The following is a 22,320-nucleotide window of genomic DNA, read 5'->3' on the forward strand; positions in this document are numbered from 1 at the left end:
TCATGCATGATTTCACAGTTGGGCATGTTTCAAACAAGCGTGAAACCCGGATGTTCAAAGGTGGTGCATAGCCGGGCAAGAGCAATTACGGACTTGCTAGAGGAACCCGGATGTCCCGATATATAGCAATGCTGCATCCACCGAAGCAAAGGACAATATCTCGGAAGTACTTGTTCCTTTATTAGCAGGAAAGCTCAAAAAACAGAGTGATAGCGGAACGGCTAGTTCCTTTATCACTCTGTTTTTGTGTATAGTTTCCCTATTTCCTTAGCTTAACGGAATTGCGACTTCCGCTATCGCGTTAAATTAGAGGCGGCAGGTGGAATAACGGAACTCACTGTTCCGTTTAAATCCTTCAGGGCTCATAGAAGCTTCACCGCTATCCATGTAAAAATCCCTCGTGATCATGGAACGTTAGAGATTTAAAGCTCTTGTGTAACTAAACCAGGTTGCTCGCTCATTGCATACCCTAATGCTGACTTATGCTTGAAAATATAGGCAAGCTTCCTGTTCTACTTGCTTAATCTTTCCCGACTCACGCATATAAATAAGATGCGCCAGCGTCTCGGAGAGAGCGAACCTTAGCTGGTGAAGCGTCAGCTTGTTACCGAAGGTATTCCGGCATACCTCGTAGGCCGTTAACGGTCGTTCAAGCAGCATCTCCCGCATTAGCTCCAAACGGGACTCATGATGCTGTATAAGCTCCTGCGTACGCAAAGAGAACTTCTCGAAAGGCTCCCGATGCCCCGGGTAAGCCCATGCCACGTCGTAGCGTCCGATTGCTTCCAGGCTCTGCAGGAAACTGCCCAGCGGGTTCTCATCAATGCCAGCTGGCAAATAGCTGACGTTCGGTGATATTTGCGGGATTACATGATCCCCGCACAGCATCTCTTTCGTTTCGGCCCGGTAGAAGCACACATGCCCCGCGGCATGGCCTGGCGTGTGCAGGGTTGCATACTCATGATCACCCAGCTTTATGCTATCGCCTATGGTCATAATCGAAACCTTCGGCTGCGGGGATACCAGGGAGACAAAGCTGTCCATATGATCCTGCATGGACAGCAGCATTTCCTCCGGCATTCCGTGACTGGTAAAGAGACGCAGCAAGGAAGCGGTCATTGGCTGCCCTTCTCCCCACAGCAGCCCTACCTGCTCGTAGCCTATGGCCGACATACGGACAGGTGCATCCGAGCGCTCCTGAAAATAACCGGCAAGCCCATAATGATCGGGATGGTGGTGAGTCAACACAATCTGCTCAATGTCCCGGAAGCCTATACCAAGCTCATGCATGGCTTGTTCCCAGAATTGCTCCGCAGCTTCCGTATGCAGTCCGGGATCAATCAACGTATAACCGTCCTTACCACGGATCAAATAGCTGTTGACCCAGCGAAGCGGGAAGGGAAGAGGCGCTTTGATCTGATATATTGATTCATTATGTAAGGTAAATAGGCTCATGTTGCATTAAATTCCTTTCCGTCGCCCAACGAAAATCATCCGTTTCGAATCGGCTTTATTGTAAGCAGAAGCATCGTAGCCTCCATACACGTGCTGCACTTCCAGTCCTGCATGATCCAACATCCTCAAGAAAGTATCGAGTCCAAACAGCTTTACTTGCTCTGAATAGGTCCGCTCCTGCGTGCCAGGCTCACGGATCACTATGCTTTTCCGCACAAAGCCATCCTCAATTTTGCGAGTTTCCTCTATTGTGCATTCCCCTTCCTCCCGCTTCGAAAAAGGAACCAAATTCGCCACAACATGATCCGGATTTAAAAAGTCTATAATAAACTGTCCATGCTCCGGTGAAAGCAGCCGGTGAATTTCCTTTAATACTTTCTCATTCTCGCCAGCCTCTTCAAAATAACCAAACGAAGTAAACAGGTTAACGACTGCATCATAAGTTTCGGTTAACGGTACTTCGCGCATATCCCCCTGCAGCCAACGAACCTTCTCTTCCGTATCCATCCGGACTGCTTCCCTCAGCAGCACATCGGATAAATCAACACCTGTAACCTTAAAACCGAAGTCTGTCAACGCCATCGAATGCCTTCCCATTCCACAGCATAAATCAAGCACCTCGGCCCCGGCTGGCAGCTGAAGCCACTCTATCATACGTTTGACCTCGTTATACGCTCCCTCAAGATCCCGGTGTTTATAAACTAATAAATAATCATCGCCAAAGCTTTTTTTATACCATTCCGACATGATCTTCTCTCCTTAGCGTTTCTGAAAATAAAACTATCCTATAGTAATGAACATTGATTAGTATGAATTTACAAATACAGCAATCTTATCTTACCAAATTTCGTATGGATGTAACAATCCTAATGGCTGATTCGCATATTTGTTCTATGGTTTAGAGATGATTACTGGTGTATAATGTAAGCTTAAATACAAGCTATACTACAATGTTTAAATAAAAAAGTAACATAAGATGCTGCGGGAAACTTTGACGTATAAGGCTTTCCGGGAATAAGTGGGGGTTACAGTTAACCATGCAGTTATTATCCATTCATGAAAGAATCGGCAGCCGCAAGCACAAGGAAATTTATGAGCTCATTCGGCGTCAAGGCACTGTTTCCAAAATTGATTTGTTAGAACAAAGCCAAATGACGGGCAGCACTTTGACTCGAACCCTTGAGGAATTAACAGCACAGGACTGGTTGGTCGAAGCTGGTTTCGGAGAATCAACTGGAGGCAGACGGCCGATTCTGTACCAGACAAATCCACTCGCTGGCTATGTATTCGGGCTTGACATCTCCCGGATGAGCTCCAAGCTGATTTTATGCGATTTACATATGAATAAACTGGAATCCAAAAGCTGGGTGATGGACGATAGTATGACCCCAACACGCCTCTTAATGGAAATTGCAGACACAACACTCGCTATGATGAAAGCTCACGGAATTGCTGCAGATGCAGTACTTGGCATGGGAATCGGTGCTGTTGGACCATTGGACCGTTTCGCAGGAGTTATTCTCGAGCCGCTGTACTTTCCGGCAGCCGGGTGGCGGGATGTTCATATAACCAGCTTCTTGCAGGAGAAGCTTGGGTTCCCTATTTCACTCGATAATGGTGCGAACACTGCAATTATTGGTGAATCCTGGTCGGATCGCAACCGCGACTATAGGCACTTGCTCTACGTCCATGTAGGCGTCGGAATTCGTTCCGCTATGATGTCCAATGGAAAAGTGGTTTATGGCGCTGTCGATATGGAAGGCTCTATCGGTCAAATGATTATTCAGACGGATGGCCCAAGGCTTGATGATCGCGGCAACTACGGATGCTTGGAAACATTCGCTTCCATTTATGCTTTGGAGCAGCAGGCCCACTCCCGGTTAAAGCAAGGACGTGAAAGCTCCCTTCGGTATATGGAGAAAGATCCGGATAGGGTCAGCTTCACGCACATGGTTCAAGCTTTGAAGGACAGTGATCCGCTAACCGTGGAAATTTTTTCACAAGCAGCAACCTATTTTGGCATTGGCTTGTCCAATCTGTTGAACATATTGCATCCGGAGAAAGTAATTCTCGGCGGATCATTGATCAGCAGCCATCCTAGCTTCTTTCAAATGGCAACCCGTGTTGCAATACGTAATACTTACCATTATCCAAATTATCAAGTCGTTTTCAGTCAAGGCCATTTGGGTGAGGAAGCGTTAGTCACCGGTGCCGCAATCATGGTCATTAATCAATTGACGGAAGTGTAAAACTAACATAATAAGTAAGCTTTTCTACGGCAACGCCCTGCATGTACTACGAAGTTGGCTTTCGGAAGGAACGCCCTAAGGAGGATAATTATGAACGAACCGACAAAACCATCCTGCTGCAGCTCAACGAGCAGATCGGCTGCACAAAGTATTAAGTTAGACAGTATCAATGGATCGGACACCTCTCCCCCTATCAGCAATCAATCCAATACACCTTCAACAGATGGAATGATTTATTTGCCGGGAGGCGAATTTCTGATGGGAACGGATGATCAGGAAGGCTTTCCACAGGATGGAGAAGGTCCTGTACGTTCTGTTTCCATTCGCCCCTTCTACATTGCACCTTACACCGTCACCAATGCGGAATTTCGTGAATTTATCCGTGCTACGGGCTACAAGACGGAAGCGGAGACCTTCGGCTGGTCATTCGTATTCCATTTGTTTGTATCCGCCGAAACCGCTGCCCAAGTTAAGCATGTTGTACAAAACACACCTTGGTGGTGGAACGTAGAGGGAGCCGATTGGGCGCATCCGGAAGGCCCCGATTCATCCATCGAGGATCGGCTGGATCATCCGGTAATCCATGTATCCTGGAATGACGCTTCCGCTTACTGCCAATGGGCAGGCAAACGTCTGCCGACGGAAGCGGAATGGGAATATGCAGGGCGGGGCGGACTTGTGCAAAAGCGTTATCCTTGGGGGGACTTGCTGAAGCCGGGCAGCGAGCATCTATGCAACATTTGGCAAGGCAAATTCCCTGACAAAAACAATCAAAGCGACGGCTACGCAGGAACTGCTCCGGTACATTCGTTTCAGCCGAATGGCTATGGTCTGTATAATGTGTCGGGCAACGTCTGGGAATGGTGCGCCGACTGGTTCAACCCAACGTGGCATCTTAACGGTCCTCGCTCAAACCCGCAAGGCCCGCAGCAAGGCGTGGCCCGTGTCATGCGGGGAGGCTCCTACTTATGCCATAAATCCTATTGCAACCGCTACCGCGTTGCCGCACGAAGCTCTAACACGCCGGACAGCTCAGCAGGAAACATGGGCTTTCGCTGTGCAGCGGACGCTTAGGAATAAAGATTAGAACATCAGCAACCAGAACTTTCCTGGATCAAACAATGAAGATTACCCCTCTTGCTCTTCCAAGAGGAATAATCTTCATTGTTTTTTTTGAATTTGCTTGCAATTGGAGAGTACAAATAAGACGATTAATAAGTGGTATGTTATATATAGTTAATCACCTTACGGTAACCCATATATAAACAGGCTATCCCGAACAACTTTGCGGGATAGCCCATTCACATCATTATTTTATTTTATTTTATTAAGAATCCGATACACAATAGTCGCAACTTCAGCTCTCGTTGCTTTTCCTTGAGGATTGACCTTATTATCATTACCTTCGATAATTCCAGCTTTCACAAGTGTTGCAACGCTTTCCTGAGCATAAGCCGCAATATCTTTAGCATCTGTAAAGCCATTCAAATCTGCTGCTGTGCCCGATGCAGTTATTTTTCCAGAAAGCTTCAATGCTCTAGCAGCAAGTACCATTAAATCTTGTCTGGAGATTTCGGCTAACGGATTGAACTTGACACCGTCCACTCCATCAGTGATCCCAAGGGATTTAGATATGCCTAATGCTTCATAGAAGTAATCACTCTTCGCTACATCTTCGAAATTGGATGTAAACTCTGCCTTTACACCTAAAGCTCTTACAAGCATGGTTAGGAAATCTGCTCTGGATATATTTTTATCCGGTTCAAAGGTTTGTTCCGAGGTTCCGTTTACAATTCCTTTTTCCTTCAAAGCTTTGATTGCCTCTTGAGCCCATGAATGCCCTGCAATATCGTTAAATATTTGCTTGCTGCCTTCATTTTGACCACTGTCAGGTTTAGTCTCAGGTTTCTTGGTTTCGTCTGGTTTTGGTGCCGTTGTATCCGGTGTGGCTGGAGTCGTTGTCGGTGGTGTAGACGATCCTCCTCCTCCTGAACTGCTGCCTTTGCTATTACTCCTTGTTCTAACTTGTATGCTAGCCTTCGCCTCGAAGTTTCCATCAACCGTTTTGACGGTGATTACTGTCTCTCCATTGGCTATTGTAGTTATTAGACCGTTCACATCTACGCTAGCAACAGTAGGATTGCTTGAGCTCCACGATACCATCTTATTAGTCGCATTATCCGGAGTTACTGTAGCTTTTAATTGAGCTGTTTCGCCTCTCCAGAGACTGATGCTGCTTTGATCCAAAACAACCTTTTCAACCAATATTGGTTTTACGGAAACATGTGCCACTGCGTTAATATTCGTCTCTTTAACAGAACCACGTACGTCAAAATCTCCCGGAGCTGAATACTTCAAAGGATCGATTTGCTCCCAAGTTACCTTAACCGGCTCTTCCTTATTGTCGCTATAGACTGCTGTTACGACCGATGGAAGCACAGGTGCTTTTCCGACACTCGTAGTAATGCTCTCATCCTTCAGCCTGACCAATACTCTCGGCTTCTCGACTTCGACCACTGTGATGTGTGCCGCTGCTTTTAAATTCGTACCTGTTACATCACCGGATACATCAAATGTCCCCGCTGCAGCGTACTTGGCTGGATCAATCGGCTGCCATTTAACACCAACGGACGCTTCCTTATTGTCGCTGTATACTGCGGTAACGACTGAGGGCAATACAGGCGCTACTCCAGCATTTGTAATAACATTGGAGTCCTTTAAATCCACAATCAATTGTGCGGCTGGATCCTGATAGTAATAAACTCCTCTTAGCAAAGGCTGAAAGGCTGGAATCTGCTCCTTCGTAATGCCTGCTGGAAGCTTCGTCAGATCTATAACTCCAGTGATTTTTTCTTTAATAAAAGAATTCCATTTGAAATTTGATCTAAGAGCATTCAAATCCCAATTAACCGGCAGATCTACATAGTTCATCTTTTCGTTAACAGGACCTTTGCCATAGGACATATATCCTTTTACGGTCAGAGGCAACATAGCTCTTAGTGTTTTGTCATTCGCTGTGCCAATAGAGAACGACGAAGGAACGGCGATATCAAGCTCAACTTTTTCAAAATCAACTACCAGTTTGCCATCTGCATCGCCTTGTTTAATCCAATCCTCCGTGACTCTTGAATACATGATATTGTTAAATCCGTTAAGTGCTCCATCATTTGCTGCAAAATCACGGGTAAAGGTAATGAGAATATCACCATTCTTGGCTTCTGTAATTGCAGGATAATGATAATCGCCAGGGTTAGCACGTGAATCGATCGCAAGATGTCTTCTATACTTCCATGTTCTTCCTTCATCATCTGAAAGAGCTACAGCCAAGCTATTTCTCCTCTTTTGCGCATCAACATGGACAAACGCCCAGTTACCGTTCTTTAGCTGCACCATATCATGGCCTACGCCCGGATCAATTAATTCTGGTACATCTTTACCTATGGTCCAAGTAAATCCCCCGTCCTTCGATTCGGAAGATACTACCCGATAAGGAGCCGCACCATTGTCACGCAAATAAGCAACCAATGTTCCGTCTTTTCTTTGTGCCATAGATGCTTGAATAATGGCATCCCCTACGATAGGCTCGCTGAATTCCCAATGGATCTCATTGTCTTGGAGCGGTTTGGACGGATCATATTCCGTAATAGCATAAATGCTTTGCTCCAACGTGTCGGAGTATAAAGGAAGCAGCATACGCACCTTACCGCCATTCGTTGGTATAGTGAACGGTTTATTTTTTGTCTGCCAACCAAGACGGCGAGCCAATGGGTAGCCGGAACGTCCTTTCCAAATCTTATCGGCAACGCTTGGAGCATAGGAATCAACTGTTGAATTGCCTCCAGCCAGCTTCATAATTTGATCGACATATCCGTCAAAGTCTTCTCCGTTAATCCTTGCATTAACGCCTGCTCCCCCTTGATCTACGGGCTTAAAGTTGTATGCCTTAAATTCGGCAAGCTTTTGCTTCAAAGTATTTACATATCCCTTTTGCAACCGGGGACTGATGAAGTCAATAGCGTTATCAGGGTTAACCGGGTCCCCGGTAATCAACCCGATTTTTACATTGATAACCTCGGACCATGTCCAATTGGGCTTTTTATTGCCAACATTAGCAAACTCATAGCTCCCTTTTTCTGCATAAGCGTATTTAGGCTGAGAGGTCTCCCATCTGCCTGCCAGTACAGGATACCAGAATAACCAAAGTCTCTCGCCTGCATCCACGTACACAGCGGGATTAATATCCGCAATATCCTTGGAATCCGCCATAAGAAACGGAGTTTTCCATGTTTTTCCTCCATCTAGCGATCTTGCTCCCATAATTCTTGTCGTAGTTGCGTCACGCTCACCGTTTCCCTGAAACCATACGGAAATCAGCTCGCCGTTTGGCAATTCTGTTATGCTGGAGCCGTGTACATGGTCGCCGTTATCCCCATCGTCTTTAATAGGCTCAAATATATTCACAGCTGTGCTATCCACTTTAAGAACACCTGTAATTGCTCCTGCATCTGCGGCATTTACGGGAAAGCTTGTTCCGGCTAGACTCAAGCAGATAACAAGAAGTAAGGCAAACGTTATCTTTTTATTCATTTTCATTTCCCCTTTAAAAGTAACTTCGTCGAACCTTTCCATGTAGCTCTGTCAACTTAAGGAGCATCAGTGACCGTAACCAGACATTTCAGCAAAGTTCCGTATTTCACGCTTTTCACATAGATTAATGCCGTACCTGCTTTCTTGGCTGTGATGGTGCCTGTTTGGTCAACGGATGCAACAGCAGGGGTATCTGAACTCCACACATTACCGCCGTCTGCTCTGACAACACCGTCTACAGTCAATTCAACTGTAAGCTGCTTGCTGCTAGTAGTGGACATATTTAATGTTTGACCCACCGCAACTCCCGCATTTGAAGCAGTCATAGTTGCTCCGAACAATTTTTCCATCTCGCTGGCTTCCACTCTTGCAAAGCCCATCGTTTTGCCTGAGGATGAATGGTGGGAATAAATCATCAACAGCTCATTGTTGCTTCCAACAATTACCGATGGATATTGATACGTCTGATCCTTAAGCGGATCTTCATCAATCAATATCGACTTCCATGTCTTCCCTTCATCCTTGGAAAGCGATAAACTCACAGAATTTCTGTGTCCGCTTTTCAGAAGATCACGGTTCACCTCTTGATTATGCAGGGCAAGCCAGTCACCGTTAGCAAGCTTGGCAAACTCAAAGCCGCCGTCATTTTTCAAATAAGGATCAACCTTTGCGGTGCTCCAGGTAGCCCCGCCGTCCTTGGATTCCGAATAGGACACATGCCAAGCAAGACGTCCATTTCTGCCATCCAACTTACCGCTTCTAAAATAGGCGCGAACTGTACCATCGGTTAATTGAATCATGGAGCCTTGAATCGTACCGGATCCTACAACAGGCTCGCTTATTTGCCAGGTTGCTCCTCTATCATCGGTATAAATAAAGACCGAGTTGGCCAGGGAATCGGAATAAAGAGGCAGCAGCAATCTCTTCTTGCCATTGTAATCGATCTCCAATGGCTTGTTTTTCGTTTGCCAGCCCATACGGTTATACGCCGGATTCCAGGTTTTGTAATCGTTATCCGCACCTGCTGCCCGCTCAATAGAGTTCTTGATAATAGGAGGCTCGTAGGTTGAATAGCCGATGCCATTGGCGTTCATAACGTATTTCCCGTTCTTAAGCAAATCAGCAATCTCTTGGCTTCTGCCCGCATAGACATCATCGTAAGGCTTTGCCGTCGTTAAATAATTCAAGTATTTATCGTATTCATTTTTCATCTCCACTACGAAGCTGTCTGTAACATAGCGTATATCCGAAGGATTATATTGTGAAGTTACTTCTACATATTTCGAAGGGTCCAGAGGTGTCGCAGCTGTAACCTTGCTAGGCAGGACATGTCTGATTTCCGAGCCTTTAATACGATAATTCCATTGTCCGTTCGCATACGAGCCTGCACCTGACATTGTATCGCCAACGTTCATATAAACTACTTCAGGATAATGCCATTTGGGATTGCTGCCATTGGTGATCTCGTATTCATAGCTGCCAAGATCGGCATACATATATCTCGGTTGGGATGAAACCCATTGACCGTTTAACACGATGTAATAGAAAAGCCATAACCGATCCTGGCTATCCACAAACAAGACCGGGTTAATATCCGGGAAATCATATGTATCGTAAACCAGGAAAGGGGCTGTCCATGTTTTTCCGCCATCCTTCGATCTGGCTCCCATAAGTCTTGTATTGTTAGCATCTCTCTCGCCTTCTCCTCTGAACCAAACCGCAAACAAGGTGCCGTCTTTCAGCTCTACCATAGAAGGGCCATGGTTATGCTCATTGTGATAAGGGAAAATATCTCTTTTAAATATTCCCTCCATCGCTGCAGGATCTGCGGACACGATCGCTGCTGTTTGAAACAGACTGAATGTCATCATCAGAAATAATAGAAGGCTTATACGTCTTTTTATTTTCAACTTACTGCACTTCCTTTCAATTAATCTTAAAAGCTCTATTAGGGATGTAAGATTCCATAATCTTGCACTTTCAACCATTTCATAATAGGACTGCTTTTTCTCCCATCGACTTATCGTCCCACCCCCTTTCAAGTTCAGCTGAAGCATCCTCCTGCTGTGATAACGTTTACATCATTAAATAATAGGACTCCGATAATCTGATGTAGTGCGCAGCCACACGAACACAGATTATCGGAAAATGCCTCTTGTTGCTAAATCCGGTACTTCTCCGACAAGCTCTTGGACAGTCGGTACAGCTGCTCTACCTCAAGCCTATTGGTTGCGGTAAATTCATCATGGTTTTTGGATCGGCAGTGATAATTATCAAGAATACCCTCCAGCATTAAATAGTATTTGGCATTAACAGGGTATAATTGTTTTTCAATAAAGGACGCCATGCTTAGGAAGTCGACCAATTGAGCCGCTTCTTCCTGTTTAACCAGCCAATTACGCTGTAACCATACGTAAAGATCAGGATGGAAATTAGCCATAATACCACTGTATCCAGTAATACCAAGCTTCAAGGTTTCCAGCAAGGTAGCCGTGTTAGCATTATATATTTGCAAACCGCCGCCCTGTACGGCCTCCAATTTCCCCTTCATATTATCTACATCGCAGCTGGTGTCCTTGAGAAACAGAAATCTTCCTGTACCCGCACACCATTTCAATAGCTCCGGCGAGATAAGACGCTTGTAGGGATGGGGGCATTCGTAAAAGCCAAGAGCGATATCCGCGGGTATTTGCTTCAATAAACTTTCCAAGTTTCTTTTCCAAACCTCATCCGATTCGCCCTCCTGAGCAAGTCGGTTCGTAATTAGAACTAGTGCATCAATTCCTGTGTCAGCCATTGCATTCAATTCTTTGATCTGATCATCAAAATTATCCGAAATATGCCCTGAAGCAATTACAGGGACACGTCCTGCTGCCTTCTCCTTAACAAATGCCGCCAGCTTCACTCTTTCTTCCAGTGTCAAAAAAAACATTTCACTGGATTGGCATACCGCAAAAAGTCCATCAACCTGATTTAAAATAAACCATTCAATGAGACGTTCAGTAGCCTCGTAGTCAATCTCATTGGACTCTGTAAAAGGAGTAACCATGGTTGGCCATATTCCTTTTGAAATATTTGGTTTCATTTATTTTCCTCCACTACCCTTAGTATGACTGTTCATTTCTCTATGGCTCTAAGCTAAAGCGAGCATTGTACAAAGGCGATATTTTCCCTTTTCCAAGTATAGGTGACGTAGATATCGTTTCCATCCGACAGGATTGCAGGATAAGAGTACTCTCCTTCACCCTTCACCAGCACAAGCTCATTCCCCCATGAAGCGCCGTTGTCGTTGGAGCACACCAGTACAAGTGGCGTCCTAGGTCCCCAATTGGTTTCTACCGGATTATAAGCAAGAACCAGTGTCCCGTTATCCATCTTTACAAGATCAATGCCTGAATTGTTGTTAGGAAGCTGTGTTGGGTACGCATCATTCCAGGTTTTTCCGTAATCTGAGGAATCACTGCGATAAATTCGGCCTTCCGAGCTTCTTAGCAGCATATGAACCTTACCAGGCTCAGATTCCCAAAGCGTCGGCTGAATCACACCTCTTCCATAAAACGACTGCGTGGATACGGGAATATTACTGTCTGTAACCTCTTCAATGCTGCTATTTTCGTCGAAACTGCCGATACCAATATCCTGACTTCTAACCCAGCTGTTCCCTTGATCTGATGAACTATCAACAAAAGCCTTCCAGATCCCATTCTCCGTTGAAGCCGGCGCCAACCAAGTACCATTCGTAAGCACGATCTGCTTGTTGCGAACAGCTCCTCTTCCCCCACGATCTCCTTCAACTAGCTCAAGAGGCTCGCCCCATGTGAAACCATTGTCCCGGGAAATTTTATAACGGGTAGACCATTCCTTAATCAATCGTCCCACTTTATAATAAAGCACAATTTCTCCATCCTGTTTCACAAACAAAACGGGATTCCAATGCGGCAGCCCTTCCTCATCAGCTAATCGATAAGGCGCCGACCAGCTTCCTTTATGCTTCCTTGCACACCAAATGGCAACATCATCGGCACCTTCTTCACTTCCTGCGAACCATACCGCAAGGATGTCCCCACCTGGAAGCAGTGCCAAATGAGAAGCATGACAGCTTTTAAAGGATGTGTTTGCTTCAAAAACATAGGTTTTAGCAACTTCTTTAATCATGGAGCTTCGCCTCCCCAACTATATATCTAGCCTTTAATCCCTGTATTCGCAATTCCCTCAACGAAATAACGCTGCAAGGAAAGAAAAACGATAATGGACGGAATGATGGCCATGCAAGCACCTGCAAGAGATGTTCCGTATTGAAACTGTGCGGTAGAGTTAGCTCCACCCATGAACTGGGCAATTCCTACCGTCAAAGGCTTCAAAGCATTTTCTCTGATCGCAATAAGCGGCCACAAGAAATTATTCCAGTTCGTTATAAACATAAGAATCGTTACCGTAGAAAGCGCTGGCTTGGAAAGCGGAAGCATGATTTTGGCAAAAATACCGAATTCCTGACAGCCGTCAATGCGGGCTGCCTCTTCAAGCTCTCTCGGAATGCTTTTAAAAAAGCTGGTTAGAATAAACACACTCGTCACATTCGCACCGGCTACCAATACAATAGCGGAATACGTATTCAATATACCTAGACTCGATACGAGCAGAAATAATGGAACAATGTAAGCTTGAATCGGAATCAATAGCATAGAGAGCACAAGCGTAAATATTAATTTCTTACCTCTGAACTCCAACCGTCCGAACGCATAAGCTGCCAACGTTGTTAATACGAGAACAAAAACCGTGGAAGCTACTGTCATATAAATGCTGTTAAGCATCCAGCTTAGGTAGGGGTGCTTCTGCAAAACCTGCACGTAGTTCTCAAGTGTAAAATGATCCGGAATCCATTGCGGAGGATAACTCACAATCTTGGCTTCCGGCTTAAGAGAAGAGATGACGGACCAAAGTAATGGCAGCAGGAATACAGCGCTCGTAAAAGCCATAACCAGATATACGAGAATTTTTTTTATATGCATATTTAGTTTCACTCCTAGTCATCCAACTTCAGAAATCTGGACTGGATTTGTACAAGCACGACCAGTATTACCAGAATAGCGATGCCCAAGGTTGAGCCATAGCCAAGGTTATAATTCTGGAAAGCCGTTCCGTACAAGTACTGAACAAGCGTTAAGGTCGCCGTTCCTGGCCCACCGTTGGTCATGACAAAAATCTGATCGAACACTTGAATCGTGTTAATTAACGTCAAAGTAATAATCATCGAGGTGATTGGCTTTAAGAGCGGTAACGTAATACTCATAAACGACTGCATCTTGTTAGCCCCGTCGATTTTTGCAGCCTCATACAATTCCGCAGAAATGTCCTGCAGCCCGGCAAGATATAGAATCATGTTATATCCCATGTAGGACCATATAGTAACAATAGCCACCGAGAACAGAGCGTATTTATCGCTCGTCAGCCATTCCACGGGACTTAAGCCAACAGCTTTTAAATAATAATTTAGAATGCCGAAATTGTTATCATACAACCAATTCCATATGATCCCTACAACCGCAGGTATAAGCACATATGGGATAATAGCAATTGTCCTGACCGAATTACGAAAGCGCAGCTTTTGATTCAGCAGCACGGCTAGCAGCAGGCTGAGAACGATTAGTGCCGGTAAAGTCATTAGCAAGAAGGCCAATGTGTTTTTCAAAGAAATATAAAAGTTGGGATCACGAAATAGCTTTTCGAAATTATTTAAACCCGCAAACGTCGCATTACCTACAATATTCCACTTGGTAAAACCGACGAACAGCCCTGCCACACTCGGTCCAAAACGAAAGACAACGAATATCAACAAGTAAGGCAATAAAAACAATGCCGCGACCTTTCCTTGTCTTCTCATAGAGTCTACAACCCTTTCGCTAAAATACTTAGATGATAGACATAGCCAGCCGCAACCGGCCATGTCCACTATTGCCTTCATGTCGCTTGTGATACTTGCCAAAAGACTTTTACTTGTCAGCCAATATACTTTCCATGTCTTTCTTCAGCTGCTTGGCAATTTCCAAAGTATTCTTATTGTTTAGAATCGCATCTTGAGCAGCAGTCAGAATCGGGCTCGGAGCCGTGCTTGAGAATAACTGAGCAGATTTCGGATGTGCAGGTAGCAGGAACGCACTGTTCAGGCTTCCGACAAAAGCATCTCTTCCGACCATTTTCTTAGCCACTTCCATGCCCGCATTACTTGAAGGCAGTTGGCCTGATTTAGCCCAATCACCGGAGTTTTTGTCCAGCCATTTAACAAACTCGGCAGCTGCAGCCTTCTTGTTCGGATCTCCTTTTTCATTCAACGGGAACGTCAATATTTCTGCTGCACCCCATGCCGCTTGTTTTTCAAACACTTTAGGGTACGCTGAGCTTCCCCATTTAAGGTTTGGAGTAGCTTCCAGCTTTGGCATATTCCAAGGACCATCTACGGTCATTGCGATTTTTCCGGCAACAAAATCATCCATGTTCGATTTCTCGCCTTTTGGAACAACCTTGTATTTGAAGACCAGATCCTGTAAGAAACCAAAAGCTTTGGCCGCTTTATCAACGTCTATATCCACTTTGGTCATCGTTTCATTAAACGGATTGGCATTTTGCTGATTCATCAAAGCGAAAAATTGATAAAAGACATGATGATTCATAGCGAATCCAAGTCCGTATTGCTCAACGTTTTTGTCATCGAATCCGCTTTCATTTGGGTGTTTGCCGTTTTTGTCCACAGTCAGCTTTTGAGCCATGGCAATGAGCTCTTCTCCCGTCTTGGGCGGAGCCGACAAGCCTGCTTTCTCAAATAAATCTTTGTTATAATAAAGACCGTGCATATGCACATCCAAAGGCACAGCATATTGTTTACCTTTGTAGAACGTACCGCCCCATGCATAATCCGAGTAATCCGCTTTATTCATCTTTACAGTTTCAGCAGTTTTCGGATCAAGCACACCCATTTCGGTAAATTGACCAAGCTCAAACGGATGCATGGCCAGAACATCAGGCGGATGACCACTTTTCATCTCCGTAAGGAACTTTGCGAATAAAGGAGTCCATTGCAATGAGGTAAATTCGACTTGGACTTTGTTCTGCTCTTTATTATATTTATCTACCAAGCCTTTCATCGTTTCTAAGTCAGGGCCGGTCCAACCGCCCCAATAATCGATTTTGACCGGTCCACTTGGTGCCGGAGCTGTTGCTGCCGGAGTGTTGGAAGCTGCCGGTTGTGCGCTTGGTTTATTTCCACTGCTTTGACACCCCGAGAAAGCTACCATTAGTGCTGCGGATACGAGTAATGTTGGCACCCTTTTTAACGTCATACTTTTTTTCCTCCTAAACATGATTTATATATTTCTTAAAGAGCTTCAATTACAGACGAGACACCGTCAAATATCAAAGCTTCTAGTAAGCAGATTCAATAGACTGCGTCAGACAAGCTATGTAAGCGTTGTCTTTCTTGTCCGGAATAGCGGAGCGCTTATTCTACTTATAGCCTCCGCAAGATTGCCTTATTTCCAAATGAGTTTCAAACAGATGTGAAACCGTCGAGTTGGACTTATGCTGCATTAAGTTGGTTAACTGCTTCACACATTCACTCGCCATTTTTTCTACAGGAAGATGAACCGTTGTAAGCGGTGGAATCGTAAAACGTGTCACTTCATCGTCGTCATGGCCCACGATCTCGATATCCTTCGGTATCCTGATTCCCACTTCATTCAGTGCCATCAGAGCGCCAACTGACATTTGATCGCTGATTACGAAAATTGCTGAAGGCAATTCACCCTCTTGTTCCATCAAAATCCGTATCGCTTCATACCCGCCCTCTTCCGAGAAGTCCGAATAGACAAGATGCTGCTCAGCTATTGCCAATGCCAATTCACCGGCTTTAGCCATAAAGCCTTCCTTACGAAGTCGAATCGCTTTGGAGGATACATTCGGAACGATCACTCCGACCCGGCTATGTCCACGGCTTGCAAACAGCATTGCCACGTTCTCCCCTGACTTAAAGCTGTCGACATTCACATAAGAATATTTAGCCGAGCTTCGCTGGTACAATACGATAGGAACGAGCAGATTGGCCTGATCCAAAAATTCCTCGTCCTGTTCCGTAGGGTTAGCGATAATGGCCCCATTGAACCGTGTTCCTGTCAGCAAGCTCCGAACCTCGCATAGCCTCGTTCCTACATAAGGCTGAATCATTAGCTCGTATTCCTCTTCCAAACAAGTGAATGAATCTTGAATCCCCTTCAATACTCGACTGATCAATGCCGTACGAGTATCAAGTGCCCAGAACAAGGCGATGATCGGTAATACTGTCTCTCCACCGCTGCGTAAACGTCTGGCTGATATATTGGGCTGGTAGTTCACTTGCCTGGCAACTTCGATTATTTTTTGCTGTGTGGCTGCGGAAATCCGATATTGATCGCCTTTACCGTTAAGCACCATAGAAGCCGTACCCTGAGATACGTTCGCAAGCTGGGCAATCTCCTTTACGCTAGCCATAATTCACTCTCCACTTTTAGCTGAATCGTTATGCTAATACGTTTTGCTAAAACGTTATGCTAATACGTTATTATCATATTTTACAATTCTTTCCCTGTCAACATTTTTATTTTTAATGCTCACTTTTTTTGAAAACACACTACCGTATCAATCCGATACTTTGGGAGAGAAACGGAAAAAACCTGGCCGATGGCCAGGTTCCTGTCAAATTAAGTGCTTAAATTCAAACCCATTCTATTTAAAGTTTCCACAGGACATTCGCGTAACTATATGCGTATCAAATACTTTACTTGTCGGTGTAGTTATTCTATGATGCATCATTTCGACCAGCATGTTCACACATTCGCCTGCCATTTCCTCAACCGGCAAATGCACAGTCGATAAGGTAGGGATTGTAAATTGGGCGACCTCATCATCGTCATGCCCTATGATCTCGATATCATCAGGTACCTTTTTGCCTGCTTCATTCAATCCCATCAAGGCTCCGACAGCCATGCGATCACTGAGGATAAAAAGCGCAGAAGGCAGGTTCGAACTACTTTCAAGCAAGCTCTGTATGGCCTCGTAGCCGCCGTTTTCTGAAAAATTGAAGCTAACAATGTGGGAAGGCGACACCTCCAACCCGAGCGCTGCCGCTTCCTTCAAAAAGCCTTGCTTGCGAAGGAGAATGGCTTGGGACGATACATCCGGCACAATGATCCCCGCTTGACGATGTCCCCGGTTTGCCAATAATTTCGCAACCTCCTCCCCCGTCTTATATCCGTCGACATTCACTGTGCAATATTTGGATGAGCTTCTTTGGTACAAGACGACAGGCACATTCAAACTGGCTTGATGCAGAAACTTCTCATCCTCTTCGGTCGAGTTGGCAATGATCGCCCCGTTAAATCGTGTACCCGTGACCAACCCCCGCACCTCACTCAATTTGGAGCCTACATATGGCTGAATAAGCAGCTCGTATTCTCCCTCAATGGTGGCAAGCGTAAGCTGTACTCCTTTCAAAAACCGGCTGATCAGTGCTGTGCGCGTATCCAACGCCCAAAACAACGCAATGATCGGAAGTACCGTTTCACCGCCACTGCGCAGACGTCTTGCCGAAATATTAGGCTGATAGTTCAACTCCCTGGCAGCCTCAAATATTTTTTGCTGTGTACTCGTGGAAATCCTGTATTGTTCCCCCTTTCCGTTAAGTACGATAGAGGCTGTACCTTGCGATACATTCGCTAATCGTGCGATTTCTTTAATACTCGACATTCAGGTAACACCTCAATCCTTATAGTAATAGTAAGATTTCAAGCCTCTTATTTACTATCATAATCAATTTTCCGATAGAATCAAACTTGGCTCACATTGATGCCCGTAAATCAGTAACAAAAAAACATCCAAAACCGCACCACTTTAAAATAATGTGAGCGAATTAAGGATGTTTTTGTTGAATATTCCAAACCAAATGATGTCTTACTAAGCCGTAGACGCCTCGTCACCTGTTGACTCCCCATGCAGCTCTTGGAAAAGCTGTACCAGCTTGCCATGCTTACGCAGAGATTTTTCATGAATCAGATTCAGCTTGCCGTTATCCAATGTTCCGAAGCGCTCGATCAAGTGTTCATTCTCCTGAGTCCAATCGAAGCCCTCGAAGATGCTCAGACATGATGTCCAATTTTTCGTATATTTGCCATCCTTAAACAAGTGGCCATTTGCATACAAAGCAATGCTTTCCTGCATAGCCCGACTGGCAGAGCTATACTGCGGAAGGCCCGGCTGCTCCGGCATCAAAGGCAGCAATGTACTGTAGAACTGATGCAAAATCTCCGTGTACGTGGACGGATCCTGACGAATTTTGCGAGCCAGCTCGTAGGACGGCTGCATTTTACCAGTAAACAGCATGGTTGCCGTTGAATACAACCAGCTAAAGGAAGTAAAGTTTTTGTTATACGAAGTCAAGTTTGCACGGCGTTCCACGCCTGCGCCTTTAAGGAAGACGTTGTGATCGACCACCTGTTGAATAACAAGATTCAATGGATCGATACTATCGAAGGAATGGCCCAGCTCCTTACTCACCAGCTGTACCTTCGAGTTAATGTCGCCAAACAGCTGCTTCTCTTCTTCTTCGCTTAGACCAATATATATTTGCACGGCCAGTTCGCTCTCCATCAATTCAAGGCGACGGCGCTCGATTTGTTCTACAAGGCCCTGCATTTGTTCAAGCTCCAGCTTCAGCTCTTCATTCTCGGGAGACCTGCGCTGCTTGATCGTCAAAACGGATACCTTTTTCTCATGACTGCGCACTTCCTTCAGCATTTGCTCGTTTACATAGCCCAATGCCAAAATCCGATGCTGTCCGTCCAAAATGCTAAGCTTGGAACCAGGACGCAAAAATAATCCCTTCTCCATCTTTGCTAATGAACTCACTTCACGCAGAGATAGCGTCACAGGTCCGAAAAATACGCGATCCAGCTCGCGCTCCTGCAAATAGTTGGAAATTTTACGGCGCTGTCCTCCGCTTAGCTTACGCTGAACCATCGGATCGATCGATGTGTAATTCAGCAAATCCTGTACTTGTATTGCCACCGTAGCTAACCCGAATTTTTCGCAAAACGGGTGAATTGTCATATTTAAGCAAAGTCCATCCATTAGCCGGCGTCCTCCTTATCGCGAATCAGAAACAGATGATGCTCCTGATAGAAGTCTTTGATATACTGGTAAGCTTTGACTATACGTGAGCGTCTTGGCAATCTGTCCTTTTCATCTCCCGAATAAATCCCGTTCCAATCAATGTGAGGCAAAATTTTCATTGAATACTCAAGCGCATACCGATTGAACGTACCTGTTTTGACCACTTCATCGTGAAAGAACATCGCCAGTGCAATCTGGATATTTTCCGTCCAGCATTGCTCGCCTTTTACCGGGTCCGGTAAATATCTCAGAAGGGTATCGAAGTAAAAGGAAGCCAGCTTCTGATGCTCCTCAACTTCTTTATCCTCGAAATAGTAGCCGTTGTTGCGGGCAGCCGATTTCAAGCGGCCTTCGAACAAACCAGCCAAAATTTCCACAAGCAGATGATAGGAAAATAAAAACTCGGGTCCTTTACCACGTTCCGTAAACATATCTACGGATATTTGCTTCATCGCTGGATCCTGTTCTGCCAATTGGGTCGCCAGCACATGGTAAAATCTCCTTTGCTCTCTAAGAACAGCAAGATTACCGCCGATTTTACGCGGAAGCTTGTTAATATCCGAGAACAGTTGACGTTCTTGTCGGGAATTGATGTCCAAATAGATCATCGTAGATACAGGGAAGGTGTAAAGCTTGCTCAGCTTAGCTGTAATTTCTTCCATTCTCTCGTATTCCCTGCGGTCCTTGGCCCGCGCCATGTTGCTTTGCAATGTTTCCATCAATCTGCGGAAAGCTGCCAAACGATGCTGCCCATCGACCACATACAGCTTTTCAATGGCTTGTAAGCGGTATACCTTTTGCTCTTCATCATACTCACCGGCACCTCTAGCCGATAAAATTAAACCCGGAAAATAAATGCCTTGATTGTGATCCAGAAAAAGCATGATGTAATCCATGAGCTTGGAAAGATTTTGTGGAACAATGGAACGCTGTACTTCCAAATCGACTTCATAAATAGAAAATAGTTTACTCATAGGCAACGTTGTGGAAAGAGTTGCTTGCCCGAATGTTCTTGAAGCTACACCGGGAATTTCAATGTACGAAGATGCTTTTTGCTCCGCCAGCAGTTCTGACAGAGAAGATATTGGATCCATTACTTATGTCCTCCTTAAATATTCATTCACTCTCTAGAGATAGTACTATAAATAGGTTCATATAGTTCCATTATACACCGAATATCCACGAAACATTCAAATTATAGGATAATATTACAAGTGACAAATCAAATAATTCTCCAAGTTTGTCCATTTTCCTTTGTCGTTTTACATAAAAATAAAAATTTTCCATCTGAATAGCAACAAATAGTCCAGCGCCTACCTCTAGGTCGTCAGGACTATTAGATTGCATTGCGTTATTTTCAGTGCCAATACCTGACCCCAAGCTATCCTTGTGAAAGCTTTTTTGTTTCGTAATGGCTTCGTGAACCCGTTCAACTTTTCAAATTCCGGCAAGCTTTACAGTTAATTTTCCAATGATTCGGCAAGAAAATCTACAAGATGCATAGCCTTCATCCGATCCGATTGTCCTGAGCGATAAACTCCCCATTGCATTTGAAGTAAGCAGCCAGGATTGGCTGTTAGAATAACCTGAGCATTGGTTTCTTCCACAAGCTCCATCTTGTGGTCTAGCACTTGAGTGGACATTTGAGGCTGAGTCAAATTGTAAATTCCGGCCGAACCGCAGCAGCGCTCGGCCCCCTGCAGTTCATTAAGGCGGACGCCCGGCACCGACTTCAGAAGGGTACGAGGCGCGCTCTGAACGCGCATCACATTGCGCAGATGGCACGAATCCTGATACGTGACAGTGGTTGCAGGCTGCTCCCGCTTGATGGGCAGCGGACGCCCTTGCTCCGTGAGCAGCTCGGAGATGTCCTTGACGCTGCGGGCGAAGCCGTGCGCAGCTTCGGAGCATGACGCATCGTCGTGCAGCAGATGGTCATATTCCTTCAGGCTCGCGCCGCAGCCGCCGGCGTTGCTCGCAATGCTGTCGACGCCGGCATCGGCGAAGGCGTCGATGTTCACGCGGGCGAGGCGGCGTGCCGCGTCCGTTTCGCCCGCGTGGGCGTGCAGCGCTCCGCAGCAGGTTTGCGAGGTCGGAATAGCGACCTCGAAGCCGGCCCTGCGGAGCAGTTGGATTGTGTTCACGTTAGTCGACGTGAACAGCACATCCATGATGCAGCCGCGGAACAGGCCGATGCGTGCCAGCTTGTCGCCGACAGGCGGGATCACGAGCACGCGCTGGCCGCTCGGCGTTGTTTCCCAAGCCGCCGGAAGACCCAGCTTCTCCCAAGCGCGGACAACGCCATCGGAGGAAGCCTGCGGCAGGATCGCCTCCATCTGCCGCATATGCTCGGGAAACATGCGCATGACGCCGCTTTTATGCGTCAGCTGCTGCATACCCGAGCGCTGGTATAGCTTGAGCAAGCCGCCAACCATACGCATGCGGCCATGATGCGGGAACAGCCGCTCCATAAATAAGGAGCGAATCGCCTTTACATGCCAAGGAAACTCCGTTTCCGAGGTGATCGACTCCCTCGCCTGCTCAATGAGCTGGCCATATTTCACATCAGATGGGCAGGCAGGCTCACAGGCCCGGCAGCCCAGACATAAATCCATCTGCTCCTTAAATTGCTGGTCTGGCGCCATTACACCGTCAGCGACGGCTTTCATTAACGCAATGCGCCCTCGCGGGGAGGCTGCCTCCAGTCCTGTCTCATTGAACGTAGGACAGGCCGTTTGACAGAAGCCGCAGCGCATACAGTTAGTTAATTGGTCAGAATCAAGCGTAAGCTTCAGCTTTTCTGCCAGCCTTGATTGTTCGATCGCCATAACTAAAG

Annotated in this window: 16 protein-coding genes; 2 read left to right on the forward strand and 14 right to left on the reverse strand. The window is 45.8% G+C overall.

Annotation, left to right across the window (positions count from 1 at the left end):
* Window positions 1–480: 480 nt before the first annotated feature.
* Together ACFQ0C_RS18660 and ACFQ0C_RS18665 are read right to left on the reverse strand one after the other, a co-directional pair.
* Window positions 481–1,455: an MBL fold metallo-hydrolase gene (locus ACFQ0C_RS18660; RefSeq protein WP_379368515.1), complete on the reverse strand. Its 975-nt coding sequence runs from the start codon at window positions 1,453–1,455 to the stop codon at window positions 481–483.
* Window positions 1,456–1,461: 6 nt separating this feature from the next.
* Window positions 1,462–2,202: a class I SAM-dependent methyltransferase gene (locus ACFQ0C_RS18665; protein WP_379368516.1), complete on the reverse strand. Its 741-nt coding sequence runs from the start codon at window positions 2,200–2,202 to the stop codon at window positions 1,462–1,464.
* 290 nt (window positions 2,203–2,492) lie between these two features.
* Here ACFQ0C_RS18665 and ACFQ0C_RS18670 point away from each other — a divergent pair, with 290 nt between their 5' ends.
* Both ACFQ0C_RS18670 and ACFQ0C_RS18675 read left to right on the forward strand, forming a co-directional pair.
* A complete protein-coding gene (locus ACFQ0C_RS18670; protein WP_379368517.1) occupies window positions 2,493–3,704 on the forward strand; it encodes an ROK family protein in 1,212 nt (403 codons plus the stop codon).
* Window positions 3,705–3,794: 90 nt separating this feature from the next.
* Window positions 3,795–4,778: a formylglycine-generating enzyme family protein gene (locus ACFQ0C_RS18675; RefSeq protein WP_379368518.1), complete on the forward strand. Its 984-nt coding sequence runs from the start codon at window positions 3,795–3,797 to the stop codon at window positions 4,776–4,778.
* A 240-nt stretch (window positions 4,779–5,018) separates the two neighbouring features.
* On the opposite strand, the gene ACFQ0C_RS18680 is transcribed toward ACFQ0C_RS18675, so the two are convergent.
* The 12 genes from ACFQ0C_RS18680 to ACFQ0C_RS18735 all read right to left on the reverse strand — a co-directional run bounded on the left by ACFQ0C_RS18680 (window position 5,019) and on the right by ACFQ0C_RS18735 (window position 22,312).
* Window positions 5,019–8,291, reverse strand: a complete 3,273-nt coding sequence (locus ACFQ0C_RS18680) for an S-layer homology domain-containing protein (RefSeq protein ID WP_379368519.1) — start codon at window positions 8,289–8,291, stop codon at window positions 5,019–5,021.
* A 56-nt stretch (window positions 8,292–8,347) separates the two neighbouring features.
* Window positions 8,348–10,201, reverse strand: a complete 1,854-nt coding sequence (locus ACFQ0C_RS18685; RefSeq protein WP_379368520.1) for an exo-alpha-sialidase — start codon at window positions 10,199–10,201, stop codon at window positions 8,348–8,350.
* A gap of 251 nt (window positions 10,202–10,452) precedes the next feature.
* Complete coding sequence (locus ACFQ0C_RS18690; protein WP_379368521.1) at window positions 10,453–11,376, reverse strand: dihydrodipicolinate synthase family protein; 924 nt, start codon at window positions 11,374–11,376, stop codon at window positions 10,453–10,455.
* Between the two features lie 53 nt (window positions 11,377–11,429).
* A complete protein-coding gene (locus tag ACFQ0C_RS18695) occupies window positions 11,430–12,446 on the reverse strand; it encodes a sialidase family protein (protein WP_379368522.1) in 1,017 nt (338 codons plus the stop codon).
* A gap of 26 nt (window positions 12,447–12,472) precedes the next feature.
* Window positions 12,473–13,300 carry a carbohydrate ABC transporter permease gene (locus tag ACFQ0C_RS18700; RefSeq protein WP_379368523.1) on the reverse strand — a complete coding sequence of 276 codons (828 nt, stop codon included), beginning with the start codon at window positions 13,298–13,300 and terminating at the stop codon, window positions 12,473–12,475.
* Window positions 13,301–13,314: 14 nt separating this feature from the next.
* Entirely contained in the window at window positions 13,315–14,172 is an 858-nt protein-coding gene (locus ACFQ0C_RS18705) for a carbohydrate ABC transporter permease (protein ID WP_379368524.1), read from the reverse strand.
* Between the two features lie 109 nt (window positions 14,173–14,281).
* Window positions 14,282–15,625, reverse strand: coding sequence for an ABC transporter substrate-binding protein (locus ACFQ0C_RS18710; protein ID WP_379368525.1), 1,344 nt, complete (start codon window positions 15,623–15,625; stop codon window positions 14,282–14,284).
* 163 nt (window positions 15,626–15,788) lie between these two features.
* Window positions 15,789–16,808 (reverse strand): LacI family DNA-binding transcriptional regulator, encoded by a 1,020-nt coding sequence (locus tag ACFQ0C_RS18715; protein ID WP_379368526.1) that lies wholly within the window; start codon window positions 16,806–16,808, stop codon window positions 15,789–15,791.
* A gap of 234 nt (window positions 16,809–17,042) precedes the next feature.
* Window positions 17,043–18,062 carry a LacI family DNA-binding transcriptional regulator gene (locus ACFQ0C_RS18720; protein ID WP_379368527.1) on the reverse strand — a complete coding sequence of 340 codons (1,020 nt, stop codon included), beginning with the start codon at window positions 18,060–18,062 and terminating at the stop codon, window positions 17,043–17,045.
* Window positions 18,063–18,269: 207 nt separating this feature from the next.
* Window positions 18,270–19,442, reverse strand: a complete 1,173-nt coding sequence (locus ACFQ0C_RS18725; RefSeq protein WP_258211284.1) for a DNA sulfur modification protein DndB — start codon at window positions 19,440–19,442, stop codon at window positions 18,270–18,272.
* Entirely contained in the window at window positions 19,442–20,578 is a 1,137-nt protein-coding gene (locus tag ACFQ0C_RS18730) for a DGQHR domain-containing protein (RefSeq protein ID WP_258211285.1), read from the reverse strand. Before ACFQ0C_RS18730 ends, ACFQ0C_RS18725 begins: the two co-directional genes overlap by 1 nt.
* Window positions 20,579–20,944: 366 nt before the next feature.
* The gene (locus tag ACFQ0C_RS18735; RefSeq protein WP_379368528.1) at window positions 20,945–22,312 is read right to left on the reverse strand and encodes a (Fe-S)-binding protein; all 1,368 of its coding nucleotides are present in this window, start codon (window positions 22,310–22,312) and stop codon (window positions 20,945–20,947) included.
* Window positions 22,313–22,320: the final 8 nt, after the last annotated feature.

The sequence above is a fragment of the Paenibacillus sp. GCM10027630 genome (genome assembly GCF_042676305.1).
Taxonomy (GTDB): Bacteria; Bacillota; Bacilli; order Paenibacillales; family NBRC-103111; genus Paenibacillus_S.